The sequence below is a fragment of the Reinekea forsetii genome, from assembly GCF_002795845.1.
GTDB lineage: Bacteria > Pseudomonadota > Gammaproteobacteria > Pseudomonadales > Natronospirillaceae > Reinekea > Reinekea forsetii.
In genome coordinates, this window is record NZ_CP011797.1 from 165,790 (window position 1) to 188,802 (window position 23,013).

Annotated in this window: 20 protein-coding genes; 8 read left to right on the forward strand and 12 right to left on the reverse strand. The window is 55.1% G+C overall.

Going from position 1 to position 23,013, the window contains the following annotated elements; translation table 11 throughout:
- The first annotated feature begins 30 nt into the window (after positions 1-30).
- Positions 31-546 (forward strand): hypothetical protein, encoded by a 516-nt coding sequence (locus REIFOR_RS00880; protein WP_100255767.1) that lies wholly within the window; start codon positions 31-33, stop codon positions 544-546.
- Here the strand turns inward: REIFOR_RS00880 and REIFOR_RS00885 are convergent.
- The 11 genes from REIFOR_RS00885 to REIFOR_RS00935 form a co-directional block, all read right to left on the reverse strand.
- On the reverse strand, positions 543-1,508 hold the full coding sequence (locus REIFOR_RS00885) for a LysR family transcriptional regulator (protein ID WP_100255768.1): 966 nt from the start codon (positions 1,506-1,508) through the stop codon (positions 543-545). The two genes, REIFOR_RS00880 and REIFOR_RS00885, sit on opposite strands and share 4 nt — an antisense overlap.
- Positions 1,509-1,556: 48 nt before the next feature.
- The gene (locus tag REIFOR_RS00890) at positions 1,557-2,474 is read right to left on the reverse strand and encodes a 5-oxoprolinase subunit C family protein (RefSeq protein WP_100255769.1); all 918 of its coding nucleotides are present in this window, start codon (positions 2,472-2,474) and stop codon (positions 1,557-1,559) included.
- Positions 2,474-3,160 carry a 5-oxoprolinase subunit PxpB gene (gene pxpB / locus REIFOR_RS00895; protein WP_100255770.1) on the reverse strand — a complete coding sequence of 229 codons (687 nt, stop codon included), beginning with the start codon at positions 3,158-3,160 and terminating at the stop codon, positions 2,474-2,476. Before pxpB ends, REIFOR_RS00890 begins: the two co-directional genes overlap by 1 nt.
- Positions 3,148-3,888, reverse strand: a complete 741-nt coding sequence (locus REIFOR_RS00900; protein WP_100255771.1) for a 5-oxoprolinase subunit PxpA — start codon at positions 3,886-3,888, stop codon at positions 3,148-3,150. The genes pxpB and REIFOR_RS00900 overlap by 13 nt, the downstream gene beginning before the upstream one ends.
- A gap of 85 nt (positions 3,889-3,973) precedes the next feature.
- The gene (locus REIFOR_RS00905; protein WP_100255772.1) at positions 3,974-5,278 is read right to left on the reverse strand and encodes a TRAP transporter large permease; all 1,305 of its coding nucleotides are present in this window, start codon (positions 5,276-5,278) and stop codon (positions 3,974-3,976) included.
- The gene (locus REIFOR_RS00910; RefSeq protein ID WP_100255773.1) at positions 5,278-5,796 is read right to left on the reverse strand and encodes a TRAP transporter small permease; all 519 of its coding nucleotides are present in this window, start codon (positions 5,794-5,796) and stop codon (positions 5,278-5,280) included. The genes REIFOR_RS00905 and REIFOR_RS00910 overlap by 1 nt, the downstream gene beginning before the upstream one ends.
- Positions 5,797-5,853: 57 nt before the next feature.
- Positions 5,854-6,819 (reverse strand): TRAP transporter substrate-binding protein, encoded by a 966-nt coding sequence (locus tag REIFOR_RS00915; protein WP_100255774.1) that lies wholly within the window; start codon positions 6,817-6,819, stop codon positions 5,854-5,856.
- 26 nt (positions 6,820-6,845) lie between these two features.
- The gene (locus REIFOR_RS00920; protein ID WP_100255775.1) at positions 6,846-7,649 is read right to left on the reverse strand and encodes a putative hydro-lyase; all 804 of its coding nucleotides are present in this window, start codon (positions 7,647-7,649) and stop codon (positions 6,846-6,848) included.
- Positions 7,650-7,831: 182 nt separating this feature from the next.
- The gene (locus REIFOR_RS00925; protein ID WP_100255776.1) at positions 7,832-8,485 is read right to left on the reverse strand and encodes an NAD(P)H-binding protein; all 654 of its coding nucleotides are present in this window, start codon (positions 8,483-8,485) and stop codon (positions 7,832-7,834) included.
- A gap of 254 nt (positions 8,486-8,739) precedes the next feature.
- Complete coding sequence (locus REIFOR_RS00930; protein WP_100255777.1) at positions 8,740-11,814, reverse strand: efflux RND transporter permease subunit; 3,075 nt, start codon at positions 11,812-11,814, stop codon at positions 8,740-8,742.
- A complete protein-coding gene (locus REIFOR_RS00935; protein ID WP_100255778.1) occupies positions 11,814-13,193 on the reverse strand; it encodes an efflux RND transporter periplasmic adaptor subunit in 1,380 nt (459 codons plus the stop codon). Before REIFOR_RS00935 ends, REIFOR_RS00930 begins: the two co-directional genes overlap by 1 nt.
- A gap of 75 nt (positions 13,194-13,268) precedes the next feature.
- On the opposite strand from REIFOR_RS00935, the gene REIFOR_RS00940 reads away from it, so the two are divergent.
- From REIFOR_RS00940 to REIFOR_RS00955, 4 genes are all read left to right on the forward strand, one after another.
- Positions 13,269-13,583, forward strand: coding sequence for a GIY-YIG nuclease family protein (locus REIFOR_RS00940; RefSeq protein WP_227003726.1), 315 nt, complete (start codon positions 13,269-13,271; stop codon positions 13,581-13,583).
- A 153-nt stretch (positions 13,584-13,736) separates the two neighbouring features.
- A complete protein-coding gene (gene lgt, locus REIFOR_RS00945; RefSeq protein ID WP_193437315.1) occupies positions 13,737-14,603 on the forward strand; it encodes a prolipoprotein diacylglyceryl transferase in 867 nt (288 codons plus the stop codon).
- Positions 14,600-15,451, forward strand: coding sequence for a thymidylate synthase (locus tag REIFOR_RS00950; RefSeq protein ID WP_100255781.1), 852 nt, complete (start codon positions 14,600-14,602; stop codon positions 15,449-15,451). Before lgt ends, REIFOR_RS00950 begins: the two co-directional genes overlap by 4 nt.
- Positions 15,452-15,598: 147 nt before the next feature.
- Positions 15,599-17,968, forward strand: a complete 2,370-nt coding sequence (locus REIFOR_RS00955) for a Lon protease family protein (RefSeq protein ID WP_227003727.1) — start codon at positions 15,599-15,601, stop codon at positions 17,966-17,968.
- A gap of 45 nt (positions 17,969-18,013) precedes the next feature.
- Here REIFOR_RS00955 and REIFOR_RS00960 read toward each other — a convergent pair whose 3' ends face one another.
- A complete protein-coding gene (locus tag REIFOR_RS00960; RefSeq protein ID WP_100255783.1) occupies positions 18,014-19,381 on the reverse strand; it encodes a hypothetical protein in 1,368 nt (455 codons plus the stop codon).
- 281 nt (positions 19,382-19,662) lie between these two features.
- Between REIFOR_RS00960 and mnmG the strand changes: the two genes are divergently transcribed.
- Genes mnmG through REIFOR_RS00975 form a run of 3 tightly spaced genes read left to right on the forward strand, consistent with a single transcriptional unit; the run spans position 19,663 to position 23,009 of the window.
- Positions 19,663-21,549, forward strand: a complete 1,887-nt coding sequence (gene mnmG / locus REIFOR_RS00965; protein ID WP_100255784.1) for a tRNA uridine-5-carboxymethylaminomethyl(34) synthesis enzyme MnmG — start codon at positions 19,663-19,665, stop codon at positions 21,547-21,549.
- A complete protein-coding gene (gene rsmG, locus REIFOR_RS00970) occupies positions 21,546-22,190 on the forward strand; it encodes a 16S rRNA (guanine(527)-N(7))-methyltransferase RsmG (RefSeq protein ID WP_100255785.1) in 645 nt (214 codons plus the stop codon). Before mnmG ends, rsmG begins: the two co-directional genes overlap by 4 nt.
- A gap of 3 nt (positions 22,191-22,193) precedes the next feature.
- Complete coding sequence (locus REIFOR_RS00975) at positions 22,194-23,009, forward strand: ParA family protein (RefSeq protein WP_100255786.1); 816 nt, start codon at positions 22,194-22,196, stop codon at positions 23,007-23,009.
- The last annotated feature ends 4 nt before the right edge of the window (positions 23,010-23,013 follow it).

Consider the following 23,013-nt stretch of genomic DNA (forward strand, 5'->3'; position numbering starts at 1 on the left):
CCGCCGCCCATTATAATAAGACATTTATACGTGCCCATTTTGACTTCACTGCAGCAAAATCATCGCCCGTTAATGGCCCTCGCCCTGCTCGCCTCGGCGCTGCTATCTGGCGTGCTGTTTTACCGCTCCTTTCACCTCCATGTAACGCTGGTGGACGAGTTTCAACAGATCTTGGCCGAGGTTGCGGCGGGTGAGCAGGGTTTGAGCGCCAATCAGTATCGACGGATGGCTTTGGCTGAGCAGGAAAGCGCGCGCACATTGATCAGCCTGCGCGCCGATTTGGCCGCCAGCAACTCGCCCGACAGCGACGCGCATGCCCTGCTGCTGTTAGCCGAAGCGACCGCCTTTCTGCACGATCCGGATCGCTTTCAGGCTTGGCTCGAAGCCCAACTGCAGGCCATCGAGACGCCCAGCTCGGACTGGACTCGAACGGTTTTGGCATCGGGTGCACAGGAGATTAAAACGGGGCGTTGGTGTCTGCAGATCGAACAGGTGGGAAGCGATTGGCTGTTAACCTCGCTCGCTGACTGCACCACCGAGCGCTAAGACGCTTCCGACTCGGCGGGCTGGCGCGGCCGCGTAAGTGGGCCACCAATAATGATTTCGTTGATGTCGGAGTCGATGTAGTTGTTCGCCGTGCGCACCGCGAGCCGGGCCGAGCTTTCAACCAAGGAATTGTAAGGCGACGCCAGGTAGGTTGCGGTGAAGTTGAGTTCCGTTGGCGTCCAGGCGACATCCAGAGCCTTGACCACCTGGTGCGCCAGAGCCTGCTGCACCATGCTCTTGGGCAAGGTCGCCACGCCAACGTTATCGACCGCCAAGCGGAAACAAGCGGCCAGTGAGCTGGAGGAAATAAAGCGCACAGACTTCGAACTCTCTTCGCGAAAACGATCTTTGATCTCTCGAAAGGGTTTGGTATTGCGCGCATAGGTGAGGATGGGCCATTGGGTTAGCTCGTCGAGTTCCAAGCGCCGATTGGGTATGTCTAGCCCGGCACCGGCGACCCAAACTAAGGGAAAGTTACACAGCGCTAAGTTGACGGTGGTCGGTTCTAATACCGGTCCCATTAAAAAGGCTAAATCGATGGTGCGCGCCGCCAACGCCTTGCTCAGCTCGGTGGTGACATCGACGGTCAGCTCAACTTCCAAATTCGGCATTTCAATATTGAGGGTTTGCAAAAAGGCCGGTAACCAGGAATGCACAATGGTTTCCGAGACACCGATGCGGATAATGCCCGAATCCTTGTTCTTGTTCATACCGCGCTGCTTTATTTCCTCTTGAAGCAGGAGGATCTTCTCGGCGAAGGGCAGCAGTTCGACCCCCTTGGCGGTGAGCGCTATGGGCGCAGGACCGGGTACCCGTTCAAAGAGGATCACGCCCAACTCGCTTTCTAAGCTCGCGATGCGGTTTGAGACCGCCGGTTGGGTGGTATGGAGAATTTCTGCTGCCTTGCGAAAACTGCCTAAGCTGGCGACCCAAACATAGGTTTTCAAATTATTTATATTCATCGGAAAACCTTAATAAGGGAGCTTCAACGGCACGGTACAAGGAGGCTTCTACGCGAAGTTGCGCTCAAACAACAGACGTCTATTTTCGGCATCGGCGACATCCATTAGTTTAAAGCTCACCCAATCACCTGGCATGGCTTGCCCCAACAAGGCCAGATCCAACGAAAACACCGTACCAATCTTGGGATATCCGCCAATAGTTTGACGGTCGCGCATCAGCACTATGGGTTGCCCATCACTGGGGATTTGCACCGAACCCAAGGCAATGCCTTCTGAAACTATACCATTTATCCCGGTTTCAATGGCATCCCCTTTCAAGCGATAGCCCATGCGATCAATCTTGTCCGTGACCCGATACTGGCCGGAGAAGAACAGCGCCCGCTGCAGCGCCGGAATGGCCGTAAACTGGTAACCGGGAATTAGCCCCAATTCGATGCTACGACGGTAAGTCGGTATGGCCCACTCTGGCATGGTGCGCTGCGGAGCCGGTCGGGATTGTTCTGCGGCGATCCGGTCGCCCACCTTGATAGCGGAGCCGTCGCCGAGCATACCGCCAACCTTTTCGCGTTTGACGGTACTGGCACTGCCGAAACTTTTCTTACATTGGATACCACCGAGCAATGCCAGGCAGGCGCGCATACCCTGCACCGGCGTGGCAAAGCAGAGTCGGTCTCCGGGCCTTAGCTCAAGCCGTCGCCAAGGTTTGACCGGCAAGCCATTTAAGGTTGCGCCGAGGTCTGCGCCGGTGAGGGCAACCGAACAGGCCGCTTGGCATTCTAGGCCCAATTGGCCGTAGGTAATTTCCAGGCTGGCGCTGTCCAATGGATTATCCAACAACCAATTGGCCCAGCAATGGGCGACCTCATCCATCGGTCCGCTGTGGGTCAGCCCATGGGCGCCATAGCCATAGCGGCCGCGATCGTGAATTTGGGCCAGCAAACCGGTTTTAACGACGACTAACGACATTAGCGTTGCCCCCCCTTCGCCAGATAATCGGCCTCCGATATGGGTTCAAAGCGCACCTTACAACCGGTTTTGAGGAAGGCGAACTCATCACTGTCCCAGTCGACCATCTTCTGCCAGGTACGGCCAATGACCTGCCAACCGCCAGGCGACTCGCTCGGGTAGACGGCACTTTGGTTGTCGGCCAAGGAGACACTGCCGGCGGGTATTTTTAATCTCGGGGTTTTTCGTCGGGGCACAAAAAGACTCTTGTGGGTATTGCCCAAGAAGCCAAATCCCGGACTAAAGCCAATCGCATAGACTCGATACGACTGGCCGGCATGTAAATCGATGATTTGCTGCGTCGTGAGGCCGCAGTATTGCGCGACATACTCCAGATCGTTGACCGCACCAATGCCGTAACACACTTCGATGACAATGGTTTCCAAGGCTTGATCGACCAGTTCAGTGCTTATAGTGCGCTGGTAAGCCTGACGCAATATGGCCGCCATCGCGAAGCGGTCGATCAGCCTTAGGTTAAAAGTTACCAGCACGGAGGTATAGGACGGCACCGTATCGAGCACGACCTCGGCATGGCTAAGCCACAGCAAGTCGTTAAAGTGTTTAACCCGCATGGCAACTTGATCGGATATTATTTCGCCAAAATAGACAATCCACGTATTTTCATTGACGGGACTTATTTCGAGCATCCGGCAATGACCTCACGAATCACCTGCGCGGTTTGCACGGCATTGGGCTCGTCACCGTGAATACAGAGGGTATCGGCCTGAAAGCGAACCACCTTGCCGGAGATCGAGGTAACCGAGCCCTGAGTCATTATCTGCTCGGTTTGGGCCCTGACTTGCTCGGCTGTCTTATAGACAGAACCGGCTATGCTGCGACTGAGCAAGGTGCCGTCGTCGGCGTAGGCACGATCGGAAAAGGCCTCAAACTGGACGCGTATCTTATGCGTATCGGCGAGCCGTCGGATCGCATCGGAATCGGGTGCGGCCAGCACCAGCAGCGACAACTGGTCGTTATAGTCGTGCAGCGCTTGCATCACGACCGCCATCACCGCCCGATCGGCGAAGGCTCTATGGTAGAGCGCGCCATGCGGTTTGACATAGTCCACCCGGCTGTTGTTGGCTCGGCAAATCGCATCGAGCGCGCCGACCTGGTAGAGAACCATGGCGCGTATGTCTGCCGTCGGAATGGCCATATCACGGCGGCCAAAACCCTGTAAATCAGGATAGCCCGGGTGAGCGCCGATGCTGGTACCCGATTGCACGGCAAGCTTTACCGTGCGTTCCATTATTTGTGGGTCCGAGGCGTGAAAGCCACAGGCGATATTTGCCATATCGACCAACGGCATCAACTCGGCGTCGTTGCCCATTTCCCATGAGCCGAAGGCTTCACCCATATCGCAGTTTACGTTCAAGCTATAACTCCTGATTATCGATTAACCCCAACGGTATCAATTTAGAGCGGCAAAGGCCGCAGGTTTATATCAAGTCAGTGGATCATTATTGGTTCATTGAATAGGGCAGATAGGTGGCGATACCCGGGAAAATATAGATCAGTATCAGGGCGAGAAATATCAGCAAGAAAAAGGGTAATGCCGCCCGCGCCACATAGAGAATATTCTTGCCCGTTAAGGACTGAATGACAAAGAGATTAAAACCAACCGGTGGTGTTATTTGCGACATCTCCACGACCAGCACGATAAAGATACCGAACCATAATAGATCGATACCCGCCTGCTCGATCATCGGCATGACCACCGATACGGTCAATACTACAACCGAAATGCCATCCAGAAAACAACCGAGAATAACGAACAGTAGCGTTAGTGCTGCGAGCAGTTGAAATACAGTGAGGTCGAGGCTGCCAATGCTTGCGGCCAATGAGCGGGGGATGCCGAGAAAACCCATAGCGAGACTTAAAAAATGCGCGCCGACGAGAATAAGGCCGATCATGCACGAGCTTTTTACCGCACCCAATAAACTCTCGTTAAAGGTGGTCATATTCAGCGTGCCGGTCACAAAGGCCAGTAACAGAGCACCAAAGACGCCCAGGGCAGCCGCTTCCGTTGGGGTGGTAAAGCCGGCATAGATGGAACCGAGGACAAAGCCAATGAGGCCGAGAATGGGTAAGAGTTTTTTCAGCGCCTTGAGTTTCACCCTGAAGCTGAGGTCAGCCGCATCGTCCTGGGGTACCTGGTCTTTGTTCAGTAAGGCCCAAATAACGATATAGCCCATGAACAAAAAAACCAACAATAACCCGGGCAACGCGCCGGCAATAAAGAGTCGGGAGATAGAGACTTCGGCGGCGACGCCATACACGATCAGGATGATCGATGGTGGAATCAATAGCCCCAAGGTACCGGAGCCGGCCAACGTACCGATAGACATACGATCGCTATAGCCGGCCTTCTTAAGCTCCGGCAAGGTCATGCGACCGATGGTAGCCGCGGTTGCCGCGGACGAACCCGAGACCGCGGCAAATATGCCACAGCTGAGCACATTAACATGGAGCAACTTACCCGGCAGACGGTTGAGCCAGGGTGTTAAGCCTTCGAAGAGATCAGACGCTAAGCGAGTACGGAATAGCACTTCACCCATCCAGATAAACATCGGTAAGGCTGTCAATGTCCAGTTGGTACTCGCTCCCCACGTTGTTGTGCCGAACAGTAAACCAATTTGCCCATTATCAACTAACATCAGGCCAATAATACCCACCCCGATAAGGGCCAAGGATACCCATACACCAATCGCGAGCATCAATAGCATCGAGGCGACCAGCACGATTGAAATTACGACAAAATCCATTAGATCTCCTCCAGGTTAACTTCGCCTTCGTGCTGGGTATAGATCGGCAGCTTGCCACCGAGCATTGCGGCCAGCGCATCAAGGACTGCCAATAAGAGCCCGGTCGACCCCAGACCCACTGGTACCTGTACCGCCCAGAGTGGCATGGGGATATAGCCCTGTGTGAGCTCTTCAAAGAGGTAAGATTCCCAAATCATATACCAGCTATACCAGCAGACAAACGAGGCCAACACCAGACCGATGATCAGGACAAAAAATTCTTGCGCAAAGCGCGCCTTGGGGGGGAGGTTTTGAAAGAGTAATGTTACACGAATATGACCACCATCCCTAAAAGTGTAGGCCAGGCCAAAAAAAATGGAGGCCGATAAACAGTAGCCGGATATATCTTCAGCAGAGGGGACGATAAAGCCCAATAGTCGGCCAATGATTTGAGCTAAAACCACCACCATAATAATGATGATGCACAGGCCCGATAGATAACCGGAAGCCAGATATAATCGATCTTTATAGGAATGCATAAAATGTCCCACGCAAAAGGCCCCCGACAATAGCTTGCCGGGGGCGATAAAGCTTGATTACTTGTTATAAGCTTTGAGAATTGCGCCTACTTCTTTTGGAGCTTCTGCCAACCACTCGTCGGACATCACTGCACCGATCGCTTTGAGCTCAGTGATCAGTTGATCAGTTGGTGCCGTTACGATGATGCCGTTGTCAATCAGGGTCTGAGTATCCTTACGAGCCTGTTCAACCACGCCGGCCCAGCCGCTCTTCTCTGCATTTGCAGCCGCTTCCAGGATGATGGCTTGGGTTGCCTTGTCTAAACGCTTGAATGCGCGCGTATTGACAATAACCATGTTTTTAGGGATCCACGCGTCGATCGACGTGTAGTGAGTCAGATAATCCCAAGCCTGACCATTGGCGCCGGTTGATGGCGATGTCACCATTGAATCGATGATGCCGGTGCTGAAGGCTTGTGGGATATCCGGTACCTGAACCGTAGTAGGCGTCGTGCCCATCAGATCTGCTAAACGAGACGTGGATGGGCTGTAGGCACGCATCTTGGAATCGGATAGGTCAGCCAACGATGCGACTGGGAATTTGGTATAGAGACTTTGCGCAGGCCAAGGCACTGCGTAGAGCAACATCAGGCCGTCTTTTTTGAGCAACTTCTCCATTTCTGGCTTAGCGGCCAACCACAACTTCTCGGAGTCGGCATAGCTGGTTGCTACGAAGGGCATGTTGTCGTGCTTAAACACCGGGTGTTCATTGCCGAGCGTGCCGATAAAAACTTCGCCCAACTGCACCTGGCCAGATTTTACGGCGCGTGGAATCTCGGGATGTTTAATTAACGAGGCACCGGAGTGAACGGTAATGACCAACTCGCCACCGGTTTTAGATTTAATTTCTTCAGCAAATTGATAGGCTATTTTAGTCGGCATATTCGCATCGCCATAAGGCGTTGGCATGTTCCATGTTTCAGCGGACGACTGCACACCTATTGTGCTGGCAAGAACGGCTAGGCCAATAACTTTTTTTATCATTTTTTTTCACCTTTTTATTAAAATGGTTACAGAACGGCTAACTCGTCGTTCAATTTGTCCGTCACTAACATTTTGCCAGGGACATGTGTAATGCACAGTGGTGGCTTGGCATTACGGATGGCGACCTGTGGCGTAACACCACAAGCCCAAAAAACGGGTATTTCATCATCGTTGACCGGCACACTGTCGCCATATTCTGGCTTGGCCAAGTCTTCGATGCCGATCTTATTCGGCATGCCAATATGGATCGGCGCGCCATGCGCTTTAGGCAATCGAGTGGTTATTTGAATCGCACGGATGGCGTCTGCCGGCTTGAACGGCCGCATGGTAACGACCGTGTTACCGAAAAACTTCGCACTCGGTGCCGTGGCGATATTGGTTTCAAACATGGACACATTCCGGTCCAGATCGATATTGCGTATCGACAAGCCGGCACGCAATAAGGCTTCTTCAAACGAGAACGAACAGCCTAGGACAAAACTGACCATGTCATCAGACCAATACTGTTCAATGTCTGTGACCTGCTCGACCAGTTCCCCGTCCTTAAAGACATTGTACTGGGGAATGTCAGTGCGAATATCGATATCCGCACCGAGCGCCGGCACCATGGCATCGCCAGGCTTAGACATGCTGATCAAAGGGCAGGACACCGGGTTTAAATAACAATAGAGCAAAAAATCTTCCGCCCAAACCTTGGGCAGAATAACCACATTACCCTGCACCAAGCCCGGCACCAGACCACTGGTGTAGCCCGTAAAGGAACCATCACGAATGTCGTGGCGCAACAGACGGGCTTTGTCCAACAGTTCGGCGTTTTGATTGTTAGCCATGGAGCAGTAACCTTGATTTGAACGATGCAGCCAATCTAGCTCGAATCGAAAAGCAAAGTCTAATTGTTATTTATTGTCATTATTGATAACTAAAGCTTATATAGGGGATGCTTCGGGTAAAAAACGCCGTCGCCGATTAGGGTTGCCTGCCGAATACCGTTCAAGGCGCGGTCGAATTGCGCCTAACTAACGGCGGCTATCAGTTGCTTCGACGGAATGCGCCGGCAGCCCAATTGGCCATCCAATGCGACGCGGATGAGCACGGAGGCAACGTCCTCAGCGTGGACCGGTCGATAGGTGCGCAGCGGCCCGATAAAGACAAAGGATAAGCCGGAAAAAAGCACCTGTGCAATCCGTTCACCGAGCCGGAAGGTCGACCGTTTGCCGAGCAAGAGTGAGGGCTGGACGATGGTTAGCGAGTCGAACTGCAGGGCCACCAAGGCCGCTTCCATGCGGCCCTTGGTGGCCAGGTAAAAATTCCCGGCGTCGGCGTCGGCACCCAGGCTGGAAACTACGACAAAGCGCCGGTAGCCGGCCTGCTTTGCCGCTCTAGCCAGATCGAGCACCCGGCCAAAGTCTACCTCGGCAAAGGCTTCGCGTGAGCCGGCCTGTTTGATTGTGGTGCCCAGGGCACAGATAACGGCATCGGCGTTGTCGCTAACCGGGGGTAAGGCCAGCGGCATAAAATCACTGACCCATTGATGATGGTGAGCGTGCAGTGGCGCAATGGGACGACGCACCAGCAAGAGCACCTCGTCGACCCGATCGGGCGCTAGCTGTTGCACCAGATGCGAGCCGATTAGACCGGTTGCGCCGGCAATGAGAATGTTAGCCATAATAGGGTTTCCGGTCGGTGTACTGCCCCAGATTAGGGGCTAGCGATACCAATGCATTGGGGTTGGCGTATAGGTGTTTGCGAATACCTACACGCGGAATGGAATGATATTGGTCGTATTCGATCGAAAAGGCCAGGCCTGCTTTCGCCCCAGGGCGCTCGACGGCCTGGGGTTGCTCCTTATTGAGGCAACCCCATTGCCGAGAATGGCCCGGTTCGTTCAGTGACGGCAGGCGGTAGCAGGTTGGTGGTCGCTCACCCGGCGGGAGACCAACGGCGCTTCAGGCGGTTGACGCGCTCGATGACTTGTTCCAAGGTCAACAGCATTGCCGGCACAAAAAGGAGGATCAGCACGGTCGCAAAGAGCAAGCCAAAGACCAGGCCGGCGGCGATTGGTTTGAGGAATTGGGCATCCAAGCTGGTTTCAAACAGGAATGGCGTCAGGCCGCCGACAGTGGTCAGAGTCGTCAGCAGAACAGGCCGCAAGCGACTGGCCACCGCCTCTTCTAGCGCGCCATAGAGAGGCATGCCGTCTCGGCGTAGATCCCGATAGACACTGATCAGCACGATACTGTCGTTGATCACAATCCCCGAGAGGCCGAATAGACCGAGTACCGACAGAGACGACAGCGGCAAGTCGATCAGCCAATGGCCATAGATGGCTCCGGTCAGGCCAAAGGGAATGGCGACCAGGATGGCCAATGGCCAGACCCAGCTTTCAAACACCCACGCCAGAATGCCGTAGATCAGAGCGAGTACGCCAATCAACACCAGGGTGGCGTCGGCAAAAAATTCGCGCTGGCCTCGGGCATCGCCACTCAAGCTCACCTCTAAGGTGCCATAGTTGGCCCGAACGCCGGGTAACACGGTGTCATCCAGTAAGCTGTACATGCCATCGCTGGTCATCACACCGGCATCGAGGGTGGCACTGACATTAACCGAGATCTCGCCATCCTCTGCGCGGATGCCATCGAGGCCCCGTTGATAGCGGCTGATCATCAGATCATCGAGGGGGATCAATTCATCATTCAGGGCGAACGGCAGGCTCAAAATAGCCAAGATATCGCTGCGTTGCCGTTCCGGGAGCAGGACCCTCAAATTGAGAGTTTGCAAACCGGCGACCTGATCGGCCGCGCTGACACCTTCGATCGCTTGACGTAAAAACCCAGCAATGCTCGCTTCAGAGATACCCAAATCCCGTGCCAGGGGCGTCAGTTCAAACTGCAGTTGCTCATCGCCATAGGGCAAGGAATCGATGGCATCGGACAACCCGGGAACCCCATTCAATTGACCCTGCAGGGCCATGGCCGCCGATTTTAGGGTGTCGATGTTGTCGCCGGTCAGGGCGATCACGATATCGCCCGACTCCCCGCCCCAGCGGTTGCCGCGACCAAAACTGATATTGTCAATTTCAGAGGGCAAGGTGGTGGCCGCACGCCATTGATTGACCAGCTCTTGGTTGGTGTAGGGCCGGTCCTGATCGCTGATCAGCTCAACATCGATGCGCGCCCGATTGGCTTGGTCGCCCTGATTCCGGATAACCAGAGCCGTCTTGATAAAGTCGTAGCCGGTTTGGTCCTCAACCTCTTGCAAGGTCTGGGTCAGTTGATCGATAAAGGCGTCGACCTTGCCGGGCAAGACGCCTTCGGCGAAGGTCACACTGACCGATAAGGACGGTGATTCAACCGAGGGTTGAAACTGGAACGGCACAATTTTGCTGCTCACCATGCCAAGGGCCATTATAAGATTGGCGAGGATAAAGGCCATCAAGATCGGCCGATGTGTCAGGCTCCAGCGAACAATCGGTCGGAACCAGTTGTCGCGCAAGCGATTGAAGGCAGCGTCAAGTTTTTGGCGCATCGGGCGGTCTTTTTTGTGGTGGCTGTGCGACAGATGGCCGGGCAGGATCAAAAAGCACTCGACCAGTGAGGCAACGATGGCCACGGAGACGATAATCGGGATGTCGCGCGCCAACTGTCCGATCGGCCCACCAATCAGCATCAGCGGCAAGAAGGCCGCCATGGTGGTTAAGCTCGAGGCGAGCACTGGCGGCCACATCTTTTTCGCCGCCTGCAATGAGGCGGCACTGGCCGACATGCCCTGTTGTTGATAAGCCCGGGCCTGTTCACCGACCACGATGGCATCGTCGACAATGATGCCGAGTGCGATCATGAAGCCAAACAGGCTGATGGTATTCATGCTGACGCCGGCCTGAGCCATAAACAGGAAGGTGGCAAAAAAGCTGATCGGAATGCCCATGGCGACCCAAAAGGCGAGCCGGCTGTTGAGGAAGAAAAACAACATCACCAGCACTAAGCCCATGCCGAGAGCGCCATTTTTGAGCAACAGACGCAATTGCGCTGCGACGATTTGCCAAGTTTCATTGTAGACATGGATCTGCACGCTGGCCGGCAGGGTTGGCGTGAAGGTGCTCAGCCAGGTCTGCATGGTCTCGGCGTTGTCGAGTGTATCCTCACCCGGCGTGCGCATCAGCGACAGGCGAACGGCTGGTGTGCCTTCGAAATAGAGTGCATTGGAATTGCGATTGATGACCCGTTCGATCTGCGCGATATCGCCTAGGCGCAGCGCGCTGCCATCGTCTAGGGTGGTGACGATCAGATCGTACAGGCTGGCAAAATCGATGTTCGGCGTTTGCGATAGCAGCTGCAGGGTTAGAGCATCACCGGTCGAGGTGCCGGCCGGTTGCGCGGTATATTCGGCGCCAATGGCGCTGGCAATCTGAGCCAAGGTCAGGCCAGTATCGAGCAGTCGCTCGGTGCTCACCGCAATCTGCACCTGTTGGCGCGGGATGCCTTGCAGATTGATTTGCGCAAAGCCGGCCTGCAACAGTTGGCTTTCCATCTTGTAGGCCAGATCGGCCAATTCGTCAGCCGGCACCTCGCCATAGATCAGCAGGTCGGCGACATTTTCGCGCCGCTGTGGACTGCTGATGCGCAAATCGTCGACCGGTTCGGGCAAGTCGACGGCGTTTACCGCTGTTTCAATGATATCGCGCGCCGAACTGAGGCTCTCGGCCCGGTCGGACAGACTGATCCAGAGGCCGACTCGGCCAGAGTTGGCGCTGGTCGAGATCGAATCGATCTCGGGTAGGCCTACCAAGGCCTGTTGTAAGGGGATAGCGACGGTGCGATACATGTCTTCGGCACTGACGCCACCCCAGGTCGCTGAGACGCTGACGCGATCGAAGCCGAAGTCGGGAAAAAACTGATTATTGACCTGATTCAGACCCCAGATGCCTGAGGCGATAATCACAATCATGGCACCATTGGCGGCGATGCGGTGTTTGGCAAAGGTTTCTATCCAGCCCATCACGGTCGCGCTCCGTCTTTAGACGTCACGATGGCCACGGCCATACCACTGACTGGCGTCTTCAGGCGAGTGGTCACCACGGACGCGCTATCGTTGAAATCTGGGCTGCGCACCAAGTAGCCACGCTGCGTGCGGCCCAATATCTCGATATCGGCCGCGTTGATTACGCCGTCCGCAAATAGATAGACCCGCTGTTGATCGTAGACCGCGGTAACCGGCACCTCGACGGCGGGCTCGGCGATAGGGTAACTGATGGTCAGGGCGACGTGGCTGCCCGGCAAGAACGCCACCGGGTTCACGCCACTGGGGACTAGGGTCAGCCGTTGGGCACCGGATTCATTGATCGGACGCAACGCCTCAACTTGCCAAGCGTAACCCTGACTGTCAACGGCGCTGATCTGCGTGGCGTTGAGCTGATCCAAGCGGTAGCGCAGCGGTACGCGCACAAACAGCGCTAAGCTGGCTGGGTCGTAGAGTTCCACTAGGACATCGCCACTGCGCAGTTCCTGACCCTGAGTGACCGATACTTTGGCGACCAGGCCGGCGAATGGGGCCGTGACTTGAAGATCAGCAACCACTTGTTTGGCGAGGCGAATTTGACTGGCGAGGGCATCGCGTTGTGCCAACATCTGCGCCATCTGATCGGTATATTGCGCCAACGTGAGCTGTCGATTTTGCACCGACATCAGCTGCGTCTGATACGCCCGTAGGGCGGCCTCATAGTCGCTGCCGGAGGTGAGCTGCTGGGAATTTAGGCTGGTGAAGCGGTCGACGCTGTTTTTGGCGATGCGCAACAGCTCGCGGTCGATCGTTAAGGAGGCCTGGTCATTATCGTGTTTGAGTGTTTCATTGCGAATTCTCGCGGCCAGTTCCTGCTGTGCGGACCGGCGCTGTGTCAAGGCTTCCTGCGCCGAGTCGGCCGATAAGCTGAGCAGACCTTGACCCAGCTCGACCGTCTGGCCTTCACTGACATCGAGCGCCAGCACGCGTGCGTTGCTGGTGGCACTCAGGCGGGTGTGATGCTGAGCTTGAATTACCCCAAACAGGTCGAGCTGGGCCAGTGTCTTGTCGGCTAGGGCGGGCACGATTTCAACCGAGGTTGCGCCCTGTTTGCCGAGCTGACCGGCACCTCTAAAACCACGACCCCTTGAAGGGGCTGGCGCCTTTGCTTTCGCCTCGCCTGGTGCCGCTTGTGCTGCGTCGGTTTTGCGCGCGTCAGCGCCTGGCTTGGCCTTTGGCTCACTGGATTCTGGGCTCGGCGCGCTCACGGGGGTTGCCGGGCGACCCCCATACGAGTTTTCCTTGGGCGCGTTCATCATTCGATAGGCACCCAACGCGATGGCCAAGATAACCACCGGGATAATAATTTTCTTCAGCATGTGACGTCTACTTTGATTTTAGTTGTCCGATATTGATAGAGTGTGGCCGAACAATGTGCAAGAAAAATGAATCAGATGACAACAATAACGCACTGGTGGGTCTATTTGCTGTCCTGCGCCGATGGCACCCTATACACCGGGATCACCACCGACCTGACTCGCCGCGTCGCGGAGCATAATGGCCTCCGACCGGGTGGTGCGCGCTATACCGCTGCGCGCAAACCGGTCCAGCTAGTATACGCGGAAGCCAGTGCGACCAGATCAACCGCCGGGCAGCGCGAATACCAACTCAGGCGACTGCCGCGCCCACACAAGTTAGCCCTGGTCGCCGCCTACCAAGCTGAAACGCTCGCCGACCGGGCGCCTATGCCAGTATCAACAGCAGACTAAAACCTCTGCCCAGTGGCAGTGAAACCTAACCAGACCGTTGCGTGGACACCGCGCCGATCCGGGGTCTGACGCTGCTCACCAGAGTCCCTAGGGCTTACAGTGGGGCCGGCTTTTGCTACACTGGCGAAAATTCTCCTAAGGATTGCCATGTACATGGTGCACCCCCAATTTGACCCGGTTGCCTTTAGCCTTGGGCCCCTGTCTGTCCACTGGTACGGTATCATGTATCTGCTCGGCTTCTTGGTCGGTCAGTATCTTGGTATTTGGCGCGCGGGGCGCGACGCTTGGCGTAACTTCAGCACCGAGGAGGTCAAGGATTTACTCTTCTATATAGTGGTCGGCATCATCATCGGTGGTCGGGTCGGTTATGTGTTTTTTTACCATTTCGATCTGTTTATACAAAACCCGCTCTACCTAGTTAAAATTAATCAGGGCGGCATGAGCTTCCACGGCGGATTTCTCGGGGTTGCCGCAGCAGTCATTCTGTTTGCCCGCAAGACCGGTAAGGCGATCTTCAGTGTTGGCGATTTTGTTGCGCCCTTGGTTGCGCCGGGCATTCTGTTTGGTCGCTTTGGTAACTTTCTCAATGGCGAACTTTGGGGCCGACCAACCGACGTGCCTTGGGCGATGATCTTCCCTCAGGCCGGTGATGCCATCGCTCGCCACCCGTCACAGCTCTATCAGATGGCGGGCGAAGGCTTCCTTCTGCTGGTCTTGCTCTGGTGGTGGAGTGCGCAGCCAAGGCCGCGCATGGCGGTCTCAGCGATGTTTATGATCGGCTATGGCGTGTTGCGTACCGCGGCCGAGTTTTTCCGCCAACCGGATCAACATATTGGTTATCTGATGGGCGGCTATCTCACCCAGGGTATGTTGCTGAGTGTGCCATTGATCTTGGTCGGTGGCGCGATGATGGTGTTCGCCTATCGGCATCCGGTGTTCGATGTCTTGCTGCCAGAGGGTAAAAAAGCCAGCGCCGGTCAAAAATCCTCCAAACGCAAAACACGGGCTAAGACAAAATGAAACAGTATCTCGAGCTCTGCCGGCGGATCGTCGATGAAGGTCATTGGATCAGCAATCAGCGCACCGGTAAGCGTTGCCTGACGGTAATTAATGCCGACTTGGAATACAATGTCGCGGCCAATGAACTGCCGTTGATTACCACCCGAAAAAGCTATTATCGTTCAGCCATCGCCGAGTTCCTCGGCTATATTCGCGGCTATGATAACGCCGCCGACTTTCGCGCCCTGGGCAGTAAAACTTGGGATGCCAACGCTAACGAGAACAGCGTTTGGCTGAACAATCCGGCGCGCAAAGGTCGCGACGATATGGGCCGGGTCTACGGGGTTCAAGGGCGAGCTTGGGCCACCCCCGATGGCGGCCAGGTCGACCAGCTGCGCAAGATCGTCGATGATCTGCGCCAGGGTATTGATGACCGTGGCGAGATCCTCAGCTTTTATAATCCAGGCGAGTTTGATTTGGGCTGCTTACGACCCTGCATGCACAGCCACACCTTCTCCTTACTGGGCGATACGCTCCACCTGACCAGTTATCAGCGCTCCTGTGACGTGCCACTCGGGTTGAATTTTAATCAGGTGCAGGTGTTCTTTTTTCTCGCCATTATGGCCCAAATCACTGGCCACAAAGCGGGTATGGCCTATCATAAGATAGTCAACGCGCACATCTATGAAGACCAGTTGCCGCTGTTGCGCGACGTTCAGCTGCACCGAGCGCCCTTCGCGTCGCCCAAACTGATTATCAACCCAGCGATCCGCTCGCTCGAAGACCTGGAAACCTGGGTTACGTTGGACGACTTCTCGGTCGAGGGTTATCAGCATCACGAGCCTATCGCGTACCCCTTTTCAGTCTAATCACGTTGGCTGGCAACTATTCGCTGGGTTCTAATGGGCGGATACCAGCCAGTACAGCAACGTATTTAATGCCACATCGGTCCCGATCAGACGTCGGGGCTAATTGTTTATAAGGTTCTGTCGACTATGTTTCCAAAGGTCCCAAGTTTGGCCGTTACTGATCTAAGTGCCCATATCGACTTAAGTCATCTCAATATCGAATCGACGTCCGATCTAGTAGGCGTGTCCAACTTCCTCGGCCAGCCACGGGCGAAAAAATCGCTCGAGTTTGGCATTGCCATGCGTGGCAGTGGCTACAACCTCTATGTTATGGGCGATGCCGGCACCGGGCGGCAATCGTTGGTGTCCAAGTACGTGCGCGAACTGGCCGAGTCGCAGCCGGCGCCAAGCGAATGGGCCTATATCAATAACTTCGACACGCCGCGCGAACCAGAGGCGCTGGAATTGCCCGCCGGGCGCGGAGAAGAATTGAAGGCGCAGATTAGTCAGTTCGTAAACGACCTGCTCGATACCTTCCCCGCGACCTTTGAAAACCCAAGTTATCAGCGCAAACGCACGGCGATCGAACGCGATTTTAATCAGAAGTACGATGCCGCGATGAAGGTGGTCGAGCGCTTTGCCAATGACAAGGAGGTCGCCGTGGTCTCCGATGGCGGCTCGGTGTTGCTGTTGCCGATTGTCGACGGGCAGGCCTTAGATGACACCGAATTTGCCCAGTTGCCGGAAGAGCGGCGCAGTGAATTTCAGGATCGAATCAATGATATCGAAGAGTATCTCAATGAACAGGTCCTGGAGCTGCCTACTTGGCGGCGCAAGAGTTCCGATGCGTTTCGGCAGCTGACGCTGGAAACGGTGCAGCAGGCGATCAAGCCGCTGCTCAAAGAGCTCGAGGTAAAAAATCAGAGTCTGCTGTCGGTTTTACGCTTTTTTCGTTCGGTGAAAACGAATCTGCCGCCCTTGATTATCGATCTGTTTGCCGATGAGGCGACCGCCGAGAGTCGCACCGAACAGGAAAGCCGGCAAATGTTGGAACATTGGCTCAAGCCGAATCTGATGATGCATCATGATATCAATAACGGCGCGCCGGTGGTCTACGAGATGTTGCCGACTTACCAGAATCTGTTTGGCCGGATCGAATATTCGACCCAGCAGGGCATGCCGATTACCAACTATCAGCTGATTCGCCCGGGCAGTCTGCTTAAGGCCAATGGCGGCTACCTGATCCTCGATGCGGAAAAACTGCTCCAGGAACCTTTCGCTTGGGATGCGCTCAAACTGGCCTTAAAAACCAAAGAGCTGAAGATGGAGTCACCCTTTATTGATGCGACCTTGATGCCGACGGTGACCCTCAGTCCGCAATCGATCAAGTTAAATATCAAGGTGATTTTGCTCGGCCCGCGCGATATCTATTATCAGCTGCAGGAGTGGGACCCAGAATTTATGGAGCTGTTTCGTGTCCCGGTCGACTTCGACAGCTTTATCCCGCGCACGCGCGATAATATCGACAACCTTATTTTGCGCATCAAGGACTACGGTGAAGAAAAGGGCTTCCGCCCGCTAACCAAGAGTGCCTTGGTGCGCCTAATCGAATTTAGTCTGCGTGAAGCCGAACACCAGCACCGTCTGTCGGCCCAGGTCGTCAAAGTATTCAAGGTGTTTGCCGAGGCCGACTTTATCTGCCGCCATCAGGACGATCGCCTGATCGATGCCCACCACATTACCGAGGCACTGGCCGCAGCCGAGTACCGCAACGGCCGGATCGCCGATCAGATGTTGATGGAGATCGAAGAGGGCACCATCCTGATCGACACTACCGGCGAGCGAGTCGGCTGTGTCAACGGCCTCACGGTGATGGAGATCGGTGAGAGCCACTTCGGCTCGCCGGCGCGCATTACCGCGACGGTGCATGTCGGTGGCAAGGGTGTGGTCGATATCGAACGGGAAGTCGAGCTGGGTCAGTCGTTGCACAGCAAGGGCGTGATGATTCTAAGTGGCTTCCTCGGCCATGAGTTTGGCCGTACCTTCCCCTTGACCCTGTCATCCCATATTGCCATGGAGCAGAGTTATGGCTATATCGATGGCGACAGCGCCACCGTGGCGGAGTATTGCTCGCTGATGTCCGCCATTACCCGTCTGCCGGCACGGCAGAATTTGGCGATCACTGGATCGATGAACCAGTTAGGCGAAGTACAGGCCATTGGTGGGGTGAACGAAAAAATTGAAGGCTTCTTTAAACTCTGTAGCTTGCGCGGTCTAACCGGAGAGCATGGTGTGATCGTGCCCCAAGACAATGTGAAGCACCTGATGCTGCAGCAGAGCGTGATCGATGCCGTAGCGGCCGGTCAATTCACCATCTATGCCGTTAAACATGTCTACGAGGCGCTGCATCTGTTGACCGATTGTGAACCGGGCGAGGCCGATCTGAAAGGCGACTTCCCGGCTGAGAGCTTGAATGGTAAAGCTCAGCTAGCACTTAAAACGCTCTATGAGTTGTATCAGGAAACCGACGAAGAGTAACGCTAGGACGCGCGCGATGGGCGCGCCCCTTGAGGCGGTCTGTTGTTAGAACAGGCTGTCGAGCCCGATCTTCATGCTCAGACCGACGCTTAAACCGGAGGCGGTGGCATTGGCGTTGAGCAAATAACCGGCCTCGATCGCAAAGATGACATGCTTTGCTAGCACCGTTGGGATATTAGCGTCGGTATAGATGTAGGAACCAAAGCCGTCGGCCCCGTACATCAAATCCATGCCGTAACGAAAGCTTTCGGAATTATTCAGCGCCGAATTAGCACCGAGGCCTAGGTACCAGTTGGCACCATAGGCACCGCGCAGGCGAAATGCTAGATCTGTGCTCAGCCCAGACTCGACATTGATTCCAGCATTCCACAAGGAAACCGTCTCGCCCAGCACACCATAGTTGGTTTGGGCCAGCACCAGCTGGTTACGGTGTAAGTAACTGATCTCTTCAATATAGTCGTTTTCGTTGACTAGGGCCTTGGCCAGATTGTAGTGGTCAGAGCGGGCTATCTCGCCGCGAGCACTGTTGCTTTGGGCTTCAGTGATACGAATCCGACCGACCACTTCACGGAATGACTCATTCGCATCGATCACCTTGATGTCTTTGTAAACTGCAAAATAGGCACCTGGCACGACGCCGGACTTGCGACCGATATTCAGTGCGACCTTATTATCGAGCTTCGACAGCACCTGACCGCGCGTCTGAATACTTTGGTCGGCCAGCTCGACCCAGTCGTCATTGCGGATCGATGGGCGACCAAGGTGAATCTTAGCGATGGAATAGATCGCGCTGACTTCGATAATCTCGATGATACCGGTCTGGTCATCGACAAAGCCAAAACTCTCACCGGAACCGCTTTTGATCTCGGTGCCGCGGCGAAAGACGCGGAAGATCTGACCCACCTCGACATTGGCATTCTTGCCCAGGTCAAAATAAATTTGGTCGCTATTGACCTTGACCACCGAGCCTAGCTCGCGAAACTCTCGCTTGAGCATAAGCGGCAGTTCGTACTCTAACTGGGCCAATAGGGCCGTTAATTCTTTGTAGCGAAACTCAAGCGCGCGTTGGATAGTCAGGTCACCGGTGCCGACATTATAGAGCGACATCGTGACGGTGGCTCGATTCCGTTTGGGCGTGTACAGGGAGACCACGGCGAGGTTTTCGAGCTTGGCCCGACTGGCCGCTTCGAGCATCGCTTCGATGGCCGCTTCGCTATCGGGCCGCACGGACGTCTTAGCGTTAGACACTTGGTAGTCTTGCAGCCGGTTGATTGCGCTGGAAGCAATCAACCGCAGATCGGGGCGAGATGCCAGATTATCATCGGATAAATCGGTTACCAGCAAGACATTGCCAGCCGCCATCAAGGTGCCGGATAAAAATAGCGACACCAGTCCCAACCATTTAAAAGTCATTTTGCACTCACCTAGTAATCGATTCAATTTTGCGAGTATATACTAGTGTCTAGCAATCGGATAATTTGATCACGGCAAACCAGCATGGTTACGGGGGTTTAGGGCCTTTTTCTGGGCGCCGTTGGCCGACCAATGGCAACCTAAAGACATTTTTAAAGCGGTTTTCACAGCAAAGGCAAAAATCAGCTGTGCAATGAACCGGTTCAACGTATAATCTCGCACCCTTTTTAATCTATTTTGGTTGAAAATCGGCCAATTATGGCAAGACGACTGAGGTGTGTGTGGATTTTCCTAAGCAATATGATGTGATCGTAATAGGTGGAGGCCATGCCGGCACCGAGGCGGCGTTAGCGGCGGCTCGTATGGGCAGCCAAACCCTATTGCTAACGCACAATATCGACACCATCGGGGTGATGTCCTGCAATCCGGCCATCGGTGGCATTGGCAAGAGCCACCTGGTTAAGGAAATAGATGCCTTGGGCGGCGCGATGGCGATGGCTACAGACCGTGCCGGCATCCAGTTTCGCATACTCAATGGTCGCAAGGGTCCAGCTGTGCGCGCCACTCGTGCCCAGGCCGATCGCCAGTTGTATCGCGCGGCGATCCGCGAGATCGTCGAAAATCAGCCGAATTTGGAAATATTTGCTCAGGCGGTCGACGATCTGATGCTCGCAGGCGACCGCATCGTGGGTGCGGTCACCCAAACCGGGATTCGCATTCGCGCCAAGACCGTGGTGCTCACCGCCGGTACCTTCCTGGGCGGCAAGATTCACGTCGGCATGGACAACTACGCCGGTGGCCGCATGGGTGATGCCCCCAGCCTGTCGTTGGCGGCGCGCTTGCGCGAGTTGCCGCTGCGGGTTGGACGCCTTAAGACTGGCACCCCGGCGCGCATCGATTCACGCTCGGTCGATTTCAGCGTCTTGGCCGAGCAACCGGGCGACACGCCCTTGCCGGTAATGTCCTTTATGGGCTCGGTTAGTGACCATCCGCGCCAAGTTAGCTGTTATATCGGCCACACCAATGAGCAAACGCACGACATTATTCGCAATAACTTGCACCAATCACCGATGTACGCCGGCGAGATTGAAGGTACCGGGCCGCGCTATTGCCCATCGATTGAAGATAAGGTGGTGCGCTTTGCCGATAAGACCAGCCACCAAATCTTTGTCGAGCCCGAAGGTCTTAATACCTATGAGCTCTACCCCAATGGCATCTCGACCAGCCTGCCGTTTGATGTCCAGGTCGCCTTCATCCGTTCCATGAAGGGTTTTGAAAATGCGCATATAACGCGACCCGGTTACGCCATCGAGTACGACTATTTTAACCCGCAAGACCTGAAGCACTCGCTCGAGTCGAAGTTTATCGAGGGCCTGTTCTTTGCCGGACAGATCAACGGTACCACCGGTTATGAAGAGGCCGCTGCGCAAGGGTTGTTGGCCGGTATCAACGCGGCGCGCACCGCACAAGGTGAGGCTGTCTGGTCACCACGGCGCGATGAAGCCTATATAGGGGTGTTGGTCGACGATCTGATCACCATGGGCACCCTGGAGCCGTACCGCATGTTTACCAGTCGGGCCGAATATCGCCTGCTGTTGCGCGAAGACAACGCCGACGCTCGCTTGACCGCCATCGGCCATGATCTGGGGTTGGTTGGCGAAACCCGTTGGGCCGCGTTTAACCGCAAGCAAGACGCCATTGCCATTGAGCAGGAGCGGATGCGCACGACCTACGTCCAATCGTCATCCAACGCGGCGACCGCCTTGGCGAGCAAGCTGAAGTCGCCCCTATCGCGTGAATACAGCCTGGCCGATCTGTTGAAGCGACCCGAGTTAAGTTACCAAGACTTAGCGCAGGTTGCGCCACCGACCGCGGACCTGGCTCTGGACGAGCAGGAGCAGGTTGAAATTGCGGCCAAATACGAGGGCTACATCCAGCGCCAACAGGACGATATCGATACCTTGCGCCGCCATGAAGACACCAAGTTGCCAGATAGCCTCGATATTGACCTAATCGGCGGCCTATCGAACGAGGTGCGGCAAAAGCTCAAGGCACAGCGACCGGAAACCCTGGCGCAGGCTTCGCGCATATCGGGTGTAACACCGGCGGCCCTATCGATGCTTTTAGTGCATATTAAAAAACACAAAGCGAGTCGACAAAGCGCATGACTGACGCATATCGAAATAGGCTTGAGGGCGGCATCTTGACCCTCGGACTGACGCTACCGGCGGATGCCGTGACCCGTTTGCTCGAGTTCCACGCGCTGCTGGTAAAGTGGAATAAGACTTATAACCTGACCTCGGTGCGCAAGGCCGATGAGATGATCGATCGACATTTGCTCGACAGCTTAAGTATGCTGCCCTTTATCGGTTCCGGCGCGCTGCTCGATGTTGGCACCGGGGCTGGCCTGCCGGGCATGGTGCTGGCCTTAGTAAGGCCGGACCTGCCGGTTTGGCTGCTCGACAGTAACGGCAAAAAAACCCGGTTTCTGAGCCAGGTCAAGATGATGTTAGGCGTCGACAACGTTACCGTGGTTCAGCATCGACTCGAAAGCTGGCAACCGGAGCGAGAATTCGCCCAGATCACCTCTAGAGCATTCGCAACCCTTTCTGATATGGTAAGCTTCTCGCGACATCTGCTCGCCGATGACGGCCGTTTTTTAGCTATGAAGGGCCTCTCGCCCGATGCAGAGCTGGCTGAATTGCCGCCCGAAATCAAGCTGCTGGCCATTTCGCCCCTTACAGTTCCCGGTACCGATGGTCAGCGCCATCTGGTGGAACTGGGGCTACAGACACCCTTGAAGGATTAAACCTTGAGTCAAATATTTGCGATTACCAATCAAAAAGGTGGAGTGGGCAAAACCACCACGGCAATCAACTTGCCTGCTTCCTTGGTTGCGATGAAGCGAAAGGTGCTGGTGATCGATCTCGATCCCCAAGGTAATGCCACCATGGGCAGTGGTGTGGACAAAAGCGCGTTGGAATTATCCGCCTACGATGTGCTGACCGGAAAATGCCAATGCAGCACCGCCATCGTTAAAAGCGAATCGGCCGGCTATGACCTGCTACCGGCCAATGGCAACCTTACCTCGGCCGAAAGTGAGCTGCTTGGCATCAAGCTAAAAGAACATCGTCTGCAATATGCCCTCGCCGAGGTGCAAGAGAATTACGATTATATCTTTATCGACTGTCCGCCATCGTTGAACATGCTCACCGTTAACGCGCTGACGGCTGCGCATAAAACTCTTATTCCGATGCAATGTGAATATTATGCCCTAGAAGGCCTGGCCGATCTGCTCGAGACTATCAGTCAGATTCAGAAGGTCGTTAACCCCGGACTGGAGATTGGCGGGCTGGTGCGTACCATGTACGACCCGCGTAATACCTTGACCAATGATGTCTCCGACCAGCTTAAAGAATACTTTGGCGACAAGTTGTACAGCGCTGTGATACCGCGCAATGTCCGCTTAGCCGAGGCGCCAAGTTATGGTATGCCAGCGCTGCAATATGATAAGCAATCACGCGGCGCCCTGGCCTATCTGGCCTTGGCGGGTGAGTTCATTCGCCGCAATGAAGGTGAAAAGGCTGACATAACCGTACTCCATGATATTCACAAAGTGACGGGTTGATTCA